Raw genomic sequence first — 15,760 nt, forward strand, 5'->3', positions numbered from 1 at the left:
GAACGCGGCTGCGCGACTTCTGCCACAGGCTGCTACGCTTCACCATCCGTCGGATCGTAAGCATAGTGGTACTCCAACTCGAAGGCCAGCGAGCGCGCCAGGCCATCCAGGTCCGGGAACAGGGTGGCGTTCGTGATATTCATCCGATAGAGTTCACCCAACGCTCGCTTTCTTAACGCTCGTCCGCGCAGCACGAACTTCGCAATCACGCCCTCCTGGCTGGCGAGGATTTCATCAATGGGACGCTCGATATCCCAAGGGAAAGCAAACGTGCCGGACTGGGCGATCACACGGCGGTTCTTAAAATAGGGCTCCCCAATGGCCACGGCATTCTTGCCGCGAATACCAATGCTGTTCAGCACGTCCTGCGGGCTCGGCGGGCGCTGCGCCGGCGCAAACTCCGGCCCATATGCAAAGGTTCCCAGCTGAGGAGCGTTAATCGCCCACACGGCGGCATCGTCCACGCTGGATTCCAGGGCAAAGAATGCGGCGACATACGGCGACCATGTGAAGTCCACAAGGCGCGTCGGAGCGCCATGATGCTGCATCAGCGCCATCCAGTGCGGAGTGTCGGCCACCACCGGCAGGTTCTCCAGGAAGCCGCTCGCCTTCCGCTGGAAGATCCAGATCAGGCGGTGCTCCTGTGAGGTCCAATAGCGGGGAGCCACATGCCGGCTGCGCAGTTCCCGGCTGACCGTCGACCAGACTTGCCAGCTCGCATCACGCTGCCCGCGGAACGCCCAGTGCCGGAAAGGATCGGCGGACACCAGTTGCAGAAAGTCTTCCCAGCTATCCACGACCTTCTCGAAGAGATACGACCGCTTCACTCTGCCCCGCGCGCCTGTTTTCGATTTCGTTGAACTCATCCGGCTCCTCCTCATCCCTACACTTCTCCCGGCAGGCCAGGCTTCTCCCGCTCTCCATCTGGATTCCAAAATGGAGCCGTACCCTTGCCCTCGCCGGAGTTAGCGGCTGGATGCTCTGTTTTGAGATTAGCGGGATCGCCGGCAGTGTGGTGCGGACTGGCTCTGAGGTAAATCGGGCGGGGGGCAGATAGAGGACGAACGGAAGGAGGAGTGTTGCTTGGAATTGTGGAAGGGCCGGAGGGCAGCGCGGGTGGTGAGCCGGTCAGGTGGCGAGTCCTCTCACTCCGGCCACGCCCTGGGCATGGCTTGGATGAAATGGGCTCGATCTCATTCCCTGACTCGGCTCACCCCGCATGGCAGGCGCAGTTGGCCGCCCGAAAGTGATCTCTGCTAGTGAGCGGCTCGCCTCGCCCGTGTTTTGGCCGCTTTTACCGCCGCCTGATGACGCCCTTCCGCGCCCTTCGTGCGAACGGCTTTTGCAGCGGCTTTACTTAAGTTCTCCGGCCCACGCTGACGGGCGCTGCTTCGCGCATGACGCGAAAGGGCCTCGTGCGAAGCCGAACTGGTACCTTCACGTTCCAGGGCCTCCTGCGTGGCCTTTGAGCGCTTTGGGTTCGGTTTCCGCGTCGTCGCTTTCGTCGTCGCTGCTTTCGGCGCCTTCTTTCCTGGGGGCGGAGGAATGTTCACCCCGGCCTTGCGGGCACGGGATAGCCCGATGGCGATGATCTGCTTGGCGGATCTTGCTCCATGTTCGCCTTTGCGAACGTGCTCGATCTCCTCCCGCACAAATTCACCGGCCTGTGCCGAAGGTGAGCGCGACTTCCGCGCCGTTTTGGCACCACGTTTGGCAGGCATGCTTAGGGCCTGTCGGGAGAATTCCACTGCTTCGTCTCGGTGTCGTCCCAGTACGGTGTGGCCCGGTAGTATTTGAATACCTCGGCGCCCCAGGTGGTGTCGGCCATATCGGGCCAATTGTCCTTGTCGAACCCCGGGGCGCTTTCGAGCGTCTTGCTGTCGACGTCCAGGATGAAGCACTTTTCGTCCTCATCCACTCTCAGGGCACTCCACGGCACCGCGAACAGCTTGTTCCCCATGCGCAGGATTCCGCCGAAGGAAAGCACCGCGTAGGCAATCCGCCCGGTTGGAATATCGATCATGATTTCATCGATCTTGCCGAGGTCTTCGCCTACTGCGTTTCGCACCTTGTCTCCGGCGAGCGTACTGGCCGCCAGAACCCGGCGAAACTTCTTGTCTGGATCGATCTTCTTGATTTTGCTTGCTTGCATGGTAAGGCTCCTTATGAACACTAACCATTGCAGCTTTACTGCCTTTCTCTTGCTTCCCTCTGAACTCCAGGTCGGCTTCCGTTATGAAACTACGTCCACATGGCAATGACTATTCGCCGTGGCGGGCGACTATATGGCACAAAACAATCGGATGCACTCCCGAATCAGGTGTCTCGCATTCCACTCGCGCGTCGCACTCACTTTCAATCCCTATCGGAAACAGGGCCCGGCCCTCAGTGCCGATCAAAGGGCAAAGGTCCCTGGGTGCCAGTTGCTCCAGCACGGTAAAAGCTTCCGGTCTCGCGGAAATAACTGCCGCGTTTGCCTCGATTCCTCGTTTTTTGGAATGCCAATGCGTTCAAAACTTCTGATGGCCCCGGTCACTCACTGCGAAGCGCGGTTGTCGGCGCGGTCATAGCCGCCCGTCCCGCCGGCAGCAGTGTGGCTGTCAAGGCCACAACAGCCAGGAACCCCGCCGCCGCCGCAAAGGTTAGCGGATCTGCCGCCGTCATGTGGATCAGCAGGGAATTCACCCACGGGGCAAACACCAGCGCGCAACCCCCGCCCAGCACCAGCCCGGTGGCTGTCAGCGTCAGCCCTTCCTTCAGCACCGCCCCGACGATCTGCGCCGGCCGCGCGCCCAAAGCCACACGAATACCCATCTCACGCGTCCGCTGGCTGACCGCATAGTTCATTACGCTGTAGAGTCCAATGCCCGCCAGCAGCAGGCACACCGTACCCAGAAAGCCCAACAGCATGGCGGCCACACGTTGCGGATACAGCGATCCCTCAATCGACTGGGTGAATGAAGTTGTCGTAAAGATCGCGTCGCGATTCAGTTTGAGGGCCTCGCGTTGCATCGCCTGCGCGACCGCAGCCTGGTTGCCCGCGGTCTTCACGTAGAAACTGAAGTTCAGTCCCGGCTGGAATCTCTGCTGGAACGGCAGATAGAAGAACGGCATGCTGCGCTCAGTCAGGCTGTTGTATTTGACGTCGGCCACCACTCCGACGATGGTCGCCCAGACCTTCTCCACTTGCACCTTGGCGCCGACCGCAGTGCCGCCGCCCAGGTAGCGCCGCACGAAGGATTCGTTCACCAGCATCACCAGGGGTTTCTTCGCCTCGTCCGACTCCTGAAAGTCTCGCCCTTCCCGCAGCGCGATCCCCAGCAGTGATGTGAATCCGGGCGCCACGAACATACGGCCGATATTCATATCTTCGTCGGGCGGCGCCGCATAGCCCGGGATCGTCAGCGGGTGCACCGGCATCGGGCCCAGGCTCATCGGGATCTGGTCGGCGTAGCTGACGGCCACAACTCCGGGAACGCTCTCCAGGCGCTCTCGCAGCGACCGGCAGAACTGACGTTGTTCCGGCCCCGTGTAGCCGCTGGCCGACAGGTAGAACTGGCTCACGTTCACGTCTCGCGTGTCAAAGCCAGGGCTGATCTGCGTCGCATTGCGAAAACTGCGCAAAAACAGCCCGGCGCCGATCAGCGCCACAGAGGCCAGGGCGACTTCGCAGACGACCAGGGCCGCCCGCAAATGGTGTGTCGATCGGGACGCCCCGCCGCGCCCGCTGGATTCCATGCTCTCCCGCAAAGACGTGCGGATTGCCAATAGCGCCGGTGCCACACCGCACGCGACTGTGGCCGTGATGCAGAGCAGCGCCGTGAAGATCAGGGTTCGCCAGCCCATCTCCGTTTCGAATCGGATCGGCACATCCACTGGCGGCAGCAGCACACGCAGCATCTGCACCATCCAGGGTGAGATCAGCATGCCCGCGCCCGCGCCCACCGACGCCAGCAGAAGTGTCTCGGTGAATACCTGTCGCAAAACCTGGCCGGGCCGCGCCCCCATCGCCAGGCGGATCCCGAACTCGCGGCGCCGCGCGACGCCCCGTGCCAACAGCAGATTCGCCACATTCGCACAGACGATCAGCAACAGCAGCACGCTCACGGCCGCCAGAATGCGCAACGGCGCTTGAAGCAGTTGCTGCGCACCGGCATGGCCGGCATAGCTGGGTATCAGGTGGGCAGTCAGTCCACGATTCGTGTCAGGGTACGCGGCCGCCAACCGGCTGCTCAGCGCCCTCATCTCCGCCCCCGCCTGCGCAAGGTTCACGCCAGGACGCAGCCGCGCAATCGTCGTGGTCAGGTCCCGCGTGCCGCGATAGCCCAGGGTCCCATTGCCGGTCCCCATCGCCGGGGCCATATTCAGCGGCGCCCACAGGTCGTACGCCAGGCCCGGCGTCGTGCCCAGAAAGTCCTCCGGAGCCACGCCGATCACCGTCAGCTCGTGCCGGTTTACGCGCAGGCGCTTCCCCAAGACGTTGGGATCCTGCCGGAAATAGCTCTTCCACAAGCCATGGCTGATCACCACGACTGGTCCTGCTCCGGCATCCCGCCGTCCCTCCTCCACGGTAAAGGTCCGTCCCAGTGCCGGTTTCACACCCAGCAGGTCGAAGTAGTTGCCGCTCACCAGTTCACCCCACGCGCGGCGCGGGCGCCCATCGCCACCCAGGCTCAGCGGAGTGAATCGGGCCACTACCAACCCGGTCAGAAGCCTCGCATTGTCCCGGTAGTCCAGATAGTCGAGGAAGGACATGCCGTTTCGGAATTCGCCGTTCGCCGTATGCATCTCGATCAACGCCAGCGACTCCGGCTCCGCGATGCCCGGGAAGGGTCGCAGCAGCAGGTGGTCGGTCCAACTGAATACGGTTGTGTTCACGCTAATGCCGAGCGCGAGCGTCAGTACTGCGACGAAAGTGAATCCCGGATGATTGCGCAGGATCCGAAGACCGTGTCGAAGATCGGAGAGTACCGCATGCATGCACTACACCCCTACACGCCGCGTGCCAATCGATTTGCCCCGCAAATCCGGCTTTCCTGATTTCGCCGGTGTCCATTTTCGGAGCGGAATGACCGAATTCGGACGAAGCAGCCCTCACTCTCCGGTTGTCGCCATAAAGCGTACATTAGTGTCCGAATTGGCACGCTCGGCTCCGAGAGCCTAGCCGGCGCATCGCCAGTCTCGCAGCGGGATAGAATCAGACCCATCATGACTCGCCGCGAAATTCTCGCCCTGGCTGCCGCCGGTGTCGCGCGCGGCGCCGCCCCAGCGCCCCTCATCGACACACACATCCACCTCTTCGAGCCCGCGGCGTTTCCCTATCACCCGCGTGGAACCTATCATGCGCCCCCTGAACCGCTTGTGCCCTATCTGGCCTTTGCCAGGGCCGCCGGCATCTCGCACTCCATCCTCGTCCACCCAGAGCCCTATCAGGACGACCATCGCTTCCTCTGGCACTGCTTCGAACACGAATCGCCACGCGGCTTCTTCAAAGGAACCCTCCTCCTCGATCCAATCGATCCCAAGACCCCGGCCCGCATGGAGGAGCTCGTCAAGGCTCATCCGCACCGCATCGTCGCCCTCCGCATCCACGCCATGAATGCGCCCGGAGAACCGCCTGAAAAAACCGGAGCCATCCGTAACCGCGACCTCAGGGATCCGCTGGTCCAACAGGTCTGGCGCAAGGCGGCCGACCTCGACATAGCCATCCAGATGCACTTCCTGCCGCACCACGCACCGGAAATCGCGGCCCTCTGCAAGGCGGTGCCCCAGGTAACGGTCCTCCTCGACCACATGGGCCGCACGGGCATGGGCACGGCGTCCGATCTGGACTCGGTCATGGCGCTCTCGAAGTACCCAAAGGTCCACTTCAAATACTCCGGCTGGAGCTATTTCACAAACCCCGCCATGCCTGTCGGGCCGGTCGTCCGTCGAGCCCACCGGGACTTTGGACCGGACCGCATCCTGTGGGGTGGTCTCGGCATGAACGCCAAGACCCATGCCGAAGCCGAGCGCACCTTCACTGACCACTGGAGCTTCGCCTCAGCGGCCGACCGTGAGAAGATCCGCGGCCGCAACGCCGCCCGACTCTTCCACTTCGAGTGACCGGCGCCCCTTACTGGTACACGCCGGAAGCCTTGAAGTCGCCCGCCTTCACAATCGTCAGGCTCGCCGGATTGATGTGCTTCCGGAAAGCCGCCGTGATCTGCTCCGGCGTCAGGCTTGCGATCCGCTGCTCCAGTTGCTCGTCCCATTTCATCGTGCGCCCCAGCTGTTCATGGCTGGCCAGCATCGCCAGCAGGGCGGCATCCTGCGAACGGCTCACCAGGCGCGCGTCGAGGTACGCTTTCTTGGCCGCATCCACTTCCTTCGCCGTGAATCCTTCTTTTAAGGTCCGTGCCAGCTCATCCGTGAAGCTGAACTCCACCTTCGGCCCATTGGCCGGATTCAGGCTCACCGTGCCGGAGAGCAGCGCGGCATCGCCCTCAGCCGGAATCGCCACCCGGGCATTCGCCCCATAACTCAGCCCTTCCCGGTTCCGGATCCGGTCCGAGATGTGCGAAGTGATGGGCCCGCCGAACATATACCCCGCCAGCAGCATCGCCGGATAATCCGGATCGCTGTCTGAAAGCCGGAATCGCAAACCGGCTTCGAACTGCGCATTCGCCTTGTCTGGTGTCTCAATCTTCGTATTCAGCGGCGCGGCCTGCCGGAAGGCCGCCTTCATCGGCTGGTAAGCCATGCTCGTATTCCACGACCCCAGCAGTTCGGTCGCCGCCGCCATCACCGCCGCCTTGTCTACGGGGCCTGTCACCGCAAACACCCCGTAGTTGGCCCCATAGTATTTGGCATGGAACTGTTTGACGTCATCCAGGGTGACCTTGTTGGTCTCCGCCAGCTGCGCTTCGCGCGTCATCGGATACAGCACATCCCCCGCCTTCCACGGGCTGAGGTGTCGCTGCAGATTCTCCGCGGCCAGTTGCGTCGGCTCCGTCTGGACGTTCTCCAGCGCCTTGATGCGCGGTAGCCGGATCCGGTCGAATTCGTCCTGCGCGAACGCCGGATCCTTCAACATCTCCACCGCCAGGCGCAGGGCCGCTACGAACTTGTCGGCCGGAGCCGCAATGCTCGCAATCGCGGAATTCGGCGCGCTGGTGGGCCCGGCGGGTCCCCGTCCACGGCCGCCCGCGAATCCGCCGCCGCCCCCGCCGCTCACCTGGATGCGCGCATTCAATACGCGCATCTGGTCAGCCAGTTGCTCCCGGTTCTTTGACTTCGTGCCCCGGCTCAGTAATGCGCCGGCAAACTGAGCTGCCGCATTCTTGCCCGCCAGCGTCGTCTGGTCTCCAAAGCGAAGCTCGATGATCCCGGTCACCATCCCCGCATCCGTCTGCTTGGGCAGCATCACCACCCGCATCCCGTTCGGTAGCTTCGATCGCACCACCCGGCTCTCGATATTGGCCGGAGTCGGATCGAACACCTCACCCTGGGCCACCGAGATGGTGCTCTTGTAGTCCTTCAGGATGCTCGAGAGATCCGGAGTGTTGGGCACCACCGTCCGCTCCGGCGCCGCGTCGGGAATGAAGTACCCAACTGTCCGGTTTGAGGCTTTGAGATACGCCTTGGCTACGCGCACCACATCCGTAGCCGAGATGTCCTTCAACCGGTCGTGCTGCAGGAACATCAGCCGCCAATCGCCCTGCGAGATGGCCGTGTTCAACGCGCCGGTGGCAATGGACTGCGGGTCGGACAGGCTGTTCTCCAGATTCCTCAGCATCGGCATCGTGATGCGCTCGATCTCTTCCTTCGAAGGCGGATTCGCAATCACCCCCTCCACCGTACCGATCAACAGCTTGCGGACCTCTTCCAGCGACTGGTCCTTATTCAAACCCGCTGAAAGTGTGATCAGGCCCGGATCGTAGAGCTGTGCGACAAACATCCCGGCCGAGTCCGCCTTGTGCGTATCCACAATCGCCTTCGTCAGCCGTCCGTCGCTGCTGCCGCCACCCCTCGGACCGCGCCCGCCGCCGCCGCTCATAAGGCCCGCCAGCACCTGCAGGGCCGCCGAATCAGGATGCCCGGCCGCCGGCCCGTGATAGGCAATCACCACACTCTGTCCTTCACCCACGCGGCGCAACTCCACAAACCGCTCGCCATCCTGCGCCGGCTCCACCGTGTAGGTCTGGTCCAGCACGCGAGTGGGGCGGGGAATTCGCCCGAATGCTTCGTTCACAGCCGTCAGTGTGGCTGCTTCCTCCAGCCGGCCCGTAATCACCAGCACCGCGTTGTCCGGTTGATAGTACTTGCGATAGAACGCCGCCAGTCGCTCCACCGGAACCTTCTCCAGGTCATCCTTCGAACCAATCGTCGACTTGCCGTAGTTGTGCCACAGGTAGGCCGTCGCCTCGACGCGCTCCCGCAGGATGCTCTGCGGGCTGTTCTCGCCGCGCTCGAATTCGTTCCGGACGACCGTCATCTCCGTATCGAGAATCTGCTTCGTGAACTTCACGTTGACCATGCGGTCCGCTTCGAGGCTGAGCGCCCATTTGAGATTCTCAGGCGTGGCCGGCACCGTCTCGAAGTAGTTCGTTCTGTCGTTGGAGGTGGTGCCGTTCCAGGCCGCACCCCGGCTGACGATCTCGTTCTTGATCTGCCGCCCGTTGGTCGTCTCAATGAAGTTCATGTGCTCCAGCAGGTGCGCCATGCCGGTCTCGCCATACCCTTCGTGCCGCGAGCCCACCAGGTAAGTCACATTAATCGTGATCTTCGGGCTGGCCGGGTTCGGGAACAGCAGCACGCGCAACCCGTTGGGATACGCATATTCGGTGATCCCGCCCACGGAAGCTTTCTTCTGGACGCCGGGCGGCAAAGACTGGGCAAAGGAGACGGCGAGGGCGGCCGTCGAGACAAGGGCAAGAGCGGCGATAGTGATTCTGGAGCGCATGGTTGGGGCTACCTCAGTTGCAGACAAGGCGGTCGGAATGAGGAAAGGCGTCGTTTGTGCAACAGATGTAACGCCGGGACCAGGAAATCCGCTAGGCCCCCATCCCAAGCCGCCCGCTGCTAAGGGCGAGCCATCCAAGATCAGGTTTTCAAAGAGCATGTCCCGGCAGGCATTCACCGCGCCGGGCGGCCTCCCGAGTGAAACTGGGTTTGTTTCGGCGAAGCCGGCTGCGGGTGACGTTACGCCGCGGATTCGGCCATCAGTTGCTCTTTGCCGGCGACCTGGAGCCAGGCGTCGGTCCAGGATTTGCTGAACTGGATGGCGGTTTCTGCTCCGGAGGTGAACCGGGTTTGCGCCTGGACCTGGTCGGCGTTGTGTCCAGCGAAGTATTCGCGGAGCCGGGGCTCCAGTTTCGAGACCTCGGCCATGGGCGCGGCTTCGGTCAGGGCGTGGATGGCAAAGGGGCTCTGGAGCTGAAGCAGGGCGCGTTCGGTCTGGAGTTTGCGGAGCTCGTTCATGGCGCGATAGAGGGAGCGTTCGAGGTCGCGGCGGTAGCGGGCGAAGTGGTTCAGGCGGGCGGCGTCGGTCTCGGAGAAGTCGATTGGGTCCGTTTCGGCGAGGATGGCGGACTCAAAGGATTCGATACGGCGGAGGTTCCAGGTATGGGCGAGGATGCGATGGAAGACCTCTTCCTCGAGGCAGGACTTGGGCTGGGTCTCGCCGAGGAGGCGCGCTTCGAGGGCGGCGAACTCGGCGCAGTCGTCTTCCGAGATGTGAGGGGTGCGAGCGGTGAGGCCGTGGCGGCGGGCGTTCTGAGCGGTACGGGCTTTGCCCTGGGCGGTGACGGGCCCAGTGGACCATTGAGCATTGGCCTGGTTGGCGGTGACCTGAGCAGCGGAAGCCATTATGAAAGTCTCCTTGGAAATGAAAACGGCCGGCATGAGAGCCGGCGCGATTCCAGGGTAGCTGGCGAGGTCAAGGCGGTTTCGCTGTTTCTTCGTGGTCGCTGTTGCAAATAAAGGAAATAAAGATCTTGAATTCCTGTGATCGCATAAGGGAAATCGGGGAGAAGTGGGGGTGAGAAGCGGGGGAGGGGCGCTGGGGGGGCGTGGTGAAAGAACAATGGTCAAGCCTGCTTTGATTTTGGTCCTGGGCGATTATCCCCAATTGGGGAACTGCTGCTGGTTCGCGATGGGACTGCTCTCCCCGGTTTCCAGGGCCGTAGGGGGCCATGCGACAAATGGCAGGTCATGGGGCGCGTCCCTGGCAAGGGTATTAGGAGCCTCCGAACACGCGAGATTATTTGGGTATTGAGTTTAGTGTATGGTGTGTTATAGTACACGCATGATTCCGTTCTCGGTTTCCTTCGCATCCGGCGTCCCGATCTATGAACAGGTTGTCTACGCTGCGAAGAAGGCGATTCTTGCGGGCGATCTGGCTGCCGGCGAACGATTCCCCTCCGTGCGCGCACTCAGCCAGGAGCTCAAGATTAACGCCAATACCGCTCACAAAGTCGTGATCGAACTGGTATCCGAGGGGTTGCTGGAAGTCCAGCCGGGCCTTGGTACGGTTGTGGCGGCGCGGCCCGTCTACGGACCATCCGACCGCGCCCATCTGTTGAAGAACGAAGTCGAGCACCTGGTCGTGGAGGCGAAGCGCCTGGGTATCACCCTGGACGGACTACTGAGTGGGATTGTCGATCACTGGCATGAGCTGACCCCGCAAGAGGACGCCGGCCGGAGGTCACGATGAGACCGGCATTGCGTACGTACGGACTGACCAAGCGATATCGGGGCACTCTGAGCCTGGATGGGCTGGACCTGGATGTTCCCCAGGGGAGCATCTTCGGCTTGGTGGGGCCCAATGGAGCAGGAAAGACCACCACGATTCAGATCCTTATGAATCTGGTGCGGCCTACTTCCGGCCGTTCAGAGGTGCTGGGGCGCGATTCGGCCGAGTTGGGACCGGAGGAACTGACCAGGATTGGGTACGTTTCCGAGAATCAGCAGATGCCCGATTGGATGACCATCGACGAACTGCTGGCGTATCTGCGGCCGTTCTACCCGACCTGGGATGATGCGCTCGCGCGGCGAATGATGGCAGATTTGTCCCTGCCCGGTAACCGGAAGCTGCGGCACCTGTCACGCGGGATGCGGATGAAGACCGCCCTGGTTTCCTCGCTCGCCTACTACCCGGAATTGCTGATTCTGGATGAGCCATTTAGCGGGTTGGACCCGCTGGTTCGAGAGGAATTCATCGGAGGGGTGCTGAACCAGACAGGTGAAACAACGGTGCTGCTCTCCTCACACGATCTGGCGGAGATAGAGAGTTTCGCCAGCCATATTGCCTATCTTGACGAGGGGCGGCTGCGGTTCTCAGAGGAAATGGACTCGCTGGCCCGGAGGTTCCGCCAGATCGAGGTGAGGGTGGATGGTCTGCACGGGCTGCCCCGCGGTCCGGAGTGGCCGGAGGCGTGGCTTTCTCTACAGGCCTCCCAGGCGCTGGTGCGCTTTGTGGATACGCGTTTCGACGAGGAGAGGACGCCGCAGGAGATTCACCGCGTCCTGCCTGGCACGCGGCACATTTCGGCCGAACCCATGCCGCTGCGGGCGATCTTCGTAGCGCTGGCCCGGAGTGGCTCCGCTGCCGGGGCCAGGGAGGCGCTGTGAGGCAGGCATTTCACATTCTGAAGAAAGATGCGCGGTTTCTGCGACTGGAGATCTCGCTATTGTGCGTCCTGTCGATGTTCTATGGCTGGGCGGCTACCCGCATGGCGAATTCAATCCCGATTCAGGTTGTGCTGGGCATAGCCGCGGCGTACGTAATTGCCTGCCTGGTGCATGCCGAGACTATCCCCGGCAATCAACAGTTTTGGGTGACGCGGCCGTATCGGCGCAGCAGCCTGATGGTTGCCAAGCTTCTGGGGCTTCTCTTATTCGTGAACCTGCCGATTCTGGCGGCCCGGCTGTATGTGCTGGGGCGCTCGAACTTCCCGCTGACCGACGCCGTGGGCGCTCTGATGTGGTCGCAGTTGCTCCTGTTCCTGGGCGGCATGCTTCCCGTAGCGGCCTTGGCGGCGGTCACCTCCGGACTGGTGCCGTTTCTCTTCACGGTCCTCGTGCTGGTGGCCGTGGTGCTTGGCGTGGATGCGAGCATTGCGCCCCCCTCCGCGTCGGCGGTCCGGCTGACGTTGAGTGCGTCCCAATGGGTTTGGAACTCAATTGTGGTACTGACACTCGTGAGCCTATCGGTGCCCGTGCTGTTGCTCCAGTACCGGGCCCGGCGGACATGGTTGAGCCGCTGGGTGATCGGGTGTGTGGTGCTCGGCGGAATTGCGGCCTACGTGTATGTTCCCTGGCCGGTGGCGGCCGCAGTGCAGAGCCGGCTGTCTCCCCGGCGCTACCCCGAGGGCGCGGTTGAATTGCGCATGGAACCGGAGGCGCGGCGGTTTTTCGAACGGGGCATGATGCGGCAGGGCGGCGTACAGGTGGATGTGCCAGTCGCGGTGCGGGGCCTCGGGCCGGATGTCGAAGTGATTCCCGACGCCGTGAGCCTGACGTTCCAACGGGCAGATGGACGCATCTGGTCGACCGGGCCGTATGGGTATGCCGCGATTGCGAAGCAGGCTCCGGGGCAGGGCGATGCGCTGCTCAATGCGGATGTGGATCTTCCGCAGGAGTTCTTCGATGGGGCCGTGCGGCAGCGGGTCGGGTTGAAGGCCGTCTACTACCTGACGTTATTTGGGAGCGGGCAGGCCTCGACGATTGCGGCGCAGTCCACTCCGGTGCCTGTTTCGGGTGGGCTGCAATGCTGGCTGGGTGCGTTCCACATGCTGACGTGTGCCTCGATGTACCGCTGGCCGAACCGCATCGTGTACGCGCAATTTGGTGGCGGTTTGGTGCCTTTCACGCGGGCGATTTCGTATTCACCGTTCCCGGCCGGGATGAATCTGTACTCATTTGAGGTGAGGCAGGTGTCGTCGACGCCAGGGGCTCAGAAGGTGACGATTGTCCAGAAGGAAGTGCTGGCCCACTTGCGGCAGGAGTTTGTCGTGGAAGATTTTCCACTACGGCGGATGAGTGTGGAGATTCGGGGCACATCGCGGCGGGAGTGATGCCAGGGGTGCAGGTGGGGTGTGGCGCTCTGCTCGGGGGCGTGGGCTAAAGTGTCCGGGACACATGAAGGTCCTGGCCCAACGGGGTTTTCGCTGTGCTGATTGCAGACTATCGGGCACGGTTTGTGGAATATGGCGCCGAGTTTGCCTTCTGGGCGGGTGGGGAGGTGCCGTCGCGGGCTGGGTGCCTAGTCGCACGACGGAATTGCAGCGACGGCTGAAGGTTGCAGATGAGATTTAGTGTGATATGCCCCAAGTTGAGGCCGGGATTTGGTGATTCGCGGTGGGACGTGTCAGGAGCCTGTCGGAATGAAATCCAGCGCGAAACCTGGCCCAGGCGGCGTCCGGGGCGCCTCCCGGCGATCGTTCCTTCCGACAACCGATCCAACTGCGCCTCCCGATGCGATTGAGCGCTAAATTAGGCCGGTGTTTTCAAGAATTCGGGCCCTATCTCAGCCTCACGCAAGCACCACTTGGGGTTGGTGGCGGTGCAGCTTCCACACGTTCATCGCCATGCAGATCATTTGCCACTCCGCTCTCACCTTTTCCAACCCTCGGAACAGAAATCTACGGTAATGTCTTAGCTCCTTGATGAGTCCGAACACCGGCTCCACAATCCCGCTTCGCTTCTTGTATTGCGTCGCGTCGGGCTCGCTCGTCAGCCGCTCCCTCATCTTTACCGCCAGTGGTCCTCTGGCCCCATTGCGAGGCAACGTCCCGGTCCGTCGCCACGTCGCAAATCCATCCGGCGGCACCATCACATCCACGCCGCGCTCGCCCAATTCCCCAATGCGTCCTTCATTCCAGTAGCCGGTGTCGGCCACTACCAAACTGCACTTGGCCTGGACATTGGTCTCCACCGCATCCACCATCGGAACCAGTTGCTGCCGGTCGTTTTGTTGGCTGGTCACTTCCGCCGCCAAGATCACCTGCTGCTTCTGATCCACCGCGATTTGCGTGTTGTAGCCTTGGATATAGCGGTTATTCGCACCGTCAATCATCACGCGCGACTGCGGATCCGTCAGATTGCCTAGCTCTTTCTGCGACGGCACGCCCTTGGCCGACCGGTACCACCGCTTACGCTGTGATTCGTCCTTCGGCTTGCCGCCCTGCGCTTCCTTCTCTTTCGCGGCCTGCTCGGCACGCCGCCGGGCTTCTTCTTCCAGTTCTTTCTTAGCCGCGCGAATACGGTCTAATTGCTGCTGCGCCGTTGCCAAATCCGCTGGCAATTCATCGCCTCGCCGCCCAGGCCCAAACTCGTTGTCTTCCTGTTCGTCCTTCGCCTGGGCATCTTTGAGGATCTGCTCCACGGTCTCCAGCCACTTCTGCTCGCGCTCACTCAGTTTGGCGTAGCTGTGCGATTTGCGTTGGCTCGCATTGGCCGCGAGCTTGCTGCCATCAATGGCGATCTGGCCCAACTGCACCATGCCGGCCTTCCGGCAGAGAGCGAGAACCTGCAAAAACAATTTTGCCAGTTCCTGTAGGTGGACCTGCCGGAACGTGGAGATGGTGTCGTGATCGGGATGCTGATCTGCGGCAAGGTAGCGAAAGGGCACTTCGTCGTAAGTGGCGCGCTCCAACTGACGAGAACTCCGCTTGCCCACGGCATAGCCGTAGACCAGAAGACGGACCAAGAGAATCGGATGGTAAGCGGCCTTGCCGCGGCCATCCTTGCGCGCATGGGTATCGAGGATGGGGCTCAGATCGAGGGCGTCAACGACATTGGCGACGAAGCGGGCCAGGTGGCCCTCGGGCAGCCAGTCCTGCAGGGAAGGGGGAAGGAGAAAAGGCTGATCCAGATCACAGGGCCGAAATCTCTTCATTGGGGATAGAGCTTGGATGTAGCCAAGACCAATGAGGCTTCAGCAAATCGGCGGCGGGCCGCAATCTATTTCCGACAGGCTCTCAGGCTGTCGCCCTCCCCAGGCTTAGACTCAGACCTTAGAAGGCCAGTTTGAGGTTTCATTTTTCGGTCTTTCGGGTCTGATACACTTCTAGCGAGTGCACGAGCGTGGCGGAATCGCTCGCCGGGCTTCGTGCAATACCATCGAGTCCAAAGCGCAACAAATGAATAAACTCCCTGCTCGAATAGTCCTAATGTGCGTGGCCATTTCTGGTGGTTTGGCGGCGCAGATCCAATTGTCTGTCAGGTCATCCCCGTCTTCTCTCCAGATCAATCAAAGCAGTGCTTTGCTTATCTCCTTGACCAACACCAACCTCGGAACGAACAGTACCGTCCAACACGGAGATGCCCTACAACTCTACCTGGACTTGGGAGACGCGGGGATTGTGTCCGTTGATGAGCATCCGGTACTGGGCGGGAGGGGGTTTAGGGATGGGGATTGGGTGGTTGATGCTTCTACCACCAATCCCATTACTTTGGTCTATCAAGGAACTGATCAAGCCTGGCGGCCGTTGGAGAGCGTTGCGGTTTCGCTTCAGATCCGGCCGCCAAGCTACACCACAGTCGGCGTCGTAGTTCTGCGCATCCCTGCCGATGGGCGCTATGGTGGCCAGGAATGGCAGACAAGCCCGGTCAACATTGTGAGCGCCATGCTGTTGCCTCGAGGCGAGACCGGACCGGCCGGCTCCACTGGCCCCCCTGGCACGACAGGACCTCAAGGTCCCACGGGCCCTATAGGACCAGTTGGACCACAAGGGGTGCAGGGGCCGGTTGGCGCGACGGGAGTGCAAGGACCGGC

11 protein-coding genes are annotated in these 15,760 nt (G+C 61.9%); 4 read left to right on the plus strand and 7 right to left on the minus strand.

What is annotated here, in order from left to right; genetic code table 11:
• Positions 1 to 32: 32 nt before the first annotated feature.
• The 4 genes from ACR9Y2_RS16930 to ACR9Y2_RS16945 all read right to left on the minus strand — a co-directional run bounded on the left by ACR9Y2_RS16930 (position 33) and on the right by ACR9Y2_RS16945 (position 4,980).
• Positions 33 to 866, minus strand: a complete 834-nt coding sequence (locus tag ACR9Y2_RS16930) for an FRG domain-containing protein (RefSeq protein ID WP_435042632.1) — start codon at positions 864 to 866, stop codon at positions 33 to 35.
• 390 nt (positions 867 to 1,256) lie between these two features.
• Positions 1,257 to 1,721 carry a DUF6496 domain-containing protein gene (locus tag ACR9Y2_RS16935; protein ID WP_435042634.1) on the minus strand — a complete coding sequence of 155 codons (465 nt, stop codon included), beginning with the start codon at positions 1,719 to 1,721 and terminating at the stop codon, positions 1,257 to 1,259.
• Positions 1,722 to 1,723: 2 nt separating this feature from the next.
• The gene (locus tag ACR9Y2_RS16940) at positions 1,724 to 2,152 is read right to left on the minus strand and encodes a PRC-barrel domain-containing protein (RefSeq protein ID WP_435042635.1); all 429 of its coding nucleotides are present in this window, start codon (positions 2,150 to 2,152) and stop codon (positions 1,724 to 1,726) included.
• Between the two features lie 380 nt (positions 2,153 to 2,532).
• Entirely contained in the window at positions 2,533 to 4,980 is a 2,448-nt protein-coding gene (locus ACR9Y2_RS16945; protein WP_435042636.1) for an ABC transporter permease, read from the minus strand.
• A 228-nt stretch (positions 4,981 to 5,208) separates the two neighbouring features.
• Between ACR9Y2_RS16945 and ACR9Y2_RS16950 the strand changes: the two genes are divergently transcribed.
• Positions 5,209 to 6,105, plus strand: coding sequence for an amidohydrolase family protein (locus ACR9Y2_RS16950; RefSeq protein ID WP_435042638.1), 897 nt, complete (start codon positions 5,209 to 5,211; stop codon positions 6,103 to 6,105).
• A gap of 10 nt (positions 6,106 to 6,115) precedes the next feature.
• Here ACR9Y2_RS16950 and ACR9Y2_RS16955 read toward each other — a convergent pair whose 3' ends face one another.
• Positions 6,116 to 8,944 (minus strand): M16 family metallopeptidase, encoded by a 2,829-nt coding sequence (locus ACR9Y2_RS16955; protein ID WP_435042639.1) that lies wholly within the window; start codon positions 8,942 to 8,944, stop codon positions 6,116 to 6,118.
• A gap of 239 nt (positions 8,945 to 9,183) precedes the next feature.
• Entirely contained in the window at positions 9,184 to 9,849 is a 666-nt protein-coding gene (locus tag ACR9Y2_RS16960) for a hypothetical protein (RefSeq protein WP_435042640.1), read from the minus strand.
• A 418-nt stretch (positions 9,850 to 10,267) separates the two neighbouring features.
• Here ACR9Y2_RS16960 and ACR9Y2_RS16965 point away from each other — a divergent pair, with 418 nt between their 5' ends.
• From ACR9Y2_RS16965 to ACR9Y2_RS16975, 3 genes are read left to right on the plus strand one after another with little or no spacing between them, the layout of a single operon-like run.
• A complete protein-coding gene (locus tag ACR9Y2_RS16965) occupies positions 10,268 to 10,696 on the plus strand; it encodes a GntR family transcriptional regulator (protein ID WP_435042642.1) in 429 nt (142 codons plus the stop codon).
• The gene (locus ACR9Y2_RS16970; RefSeq protein ID WP_435042644.1) at positions 10,693 to 11,613 is read left to right on the plus strand and encodes an ABC transporter ATP-binding protein; all 921 of its coding nucleotides are present in this window, start codon (positions 10,693 to 10,695) and stop codon (positions 11,611 to 11,613) included. The genes ACR9Y2_RS16965 and ACR9Y2_RS16970 overlap by 4 nt, the downstream gene beginning before the upstream one ends.
• Positions 11,610 to 13,058 (plus strand): hypothetical protein, encoded by a 1,449-nt coding sequence (locus ACR9Y2_RS16975; protein WP_435042645.1) that lies wholly within the window; start codon positions 11,610 to 11,612, stop codon positions 13,056 to 13,058. Before ACR9Y2_RS16970 ends, ACR9Y2_RS16975 begins: the two co-directional genes overlap by 4 nt.
• 458 nt (positions 13,059 to 13,516) lie before the next feature.
• Here the strand turns inward: ACR9Y2_RS16975 and ACR9Y2_RS16980 are convergent, their stop codons facing one another.
• Positions 13,517 to 14,881 carry an IS1182 family transposase gene (locus ACR9Y2_RS16980; RefSeq protein ID WP_435042646.1) on the minus strand — a complete coding sequence of 455 codons (1,365 nt, stop codon included), beginning with the start codon at positions 14,879 to 14,881 and terminating at the stop codon, positions 13,517 to 13,519.
• Positions 14,882 to 15,760: the final 879 nt, after the last annotated feature.

This window comes from Paludibaculum fermentans (assembly GCF_051172195.1).
In the GTDB taxonomy this organism is placed as follows: domain Bacteria; phylum Acidobacteriota; class Terriglobia; order Bryobacterales; family Bryobacteraceae; genus Paludibaculum; species Paludibaculum fermentans_A.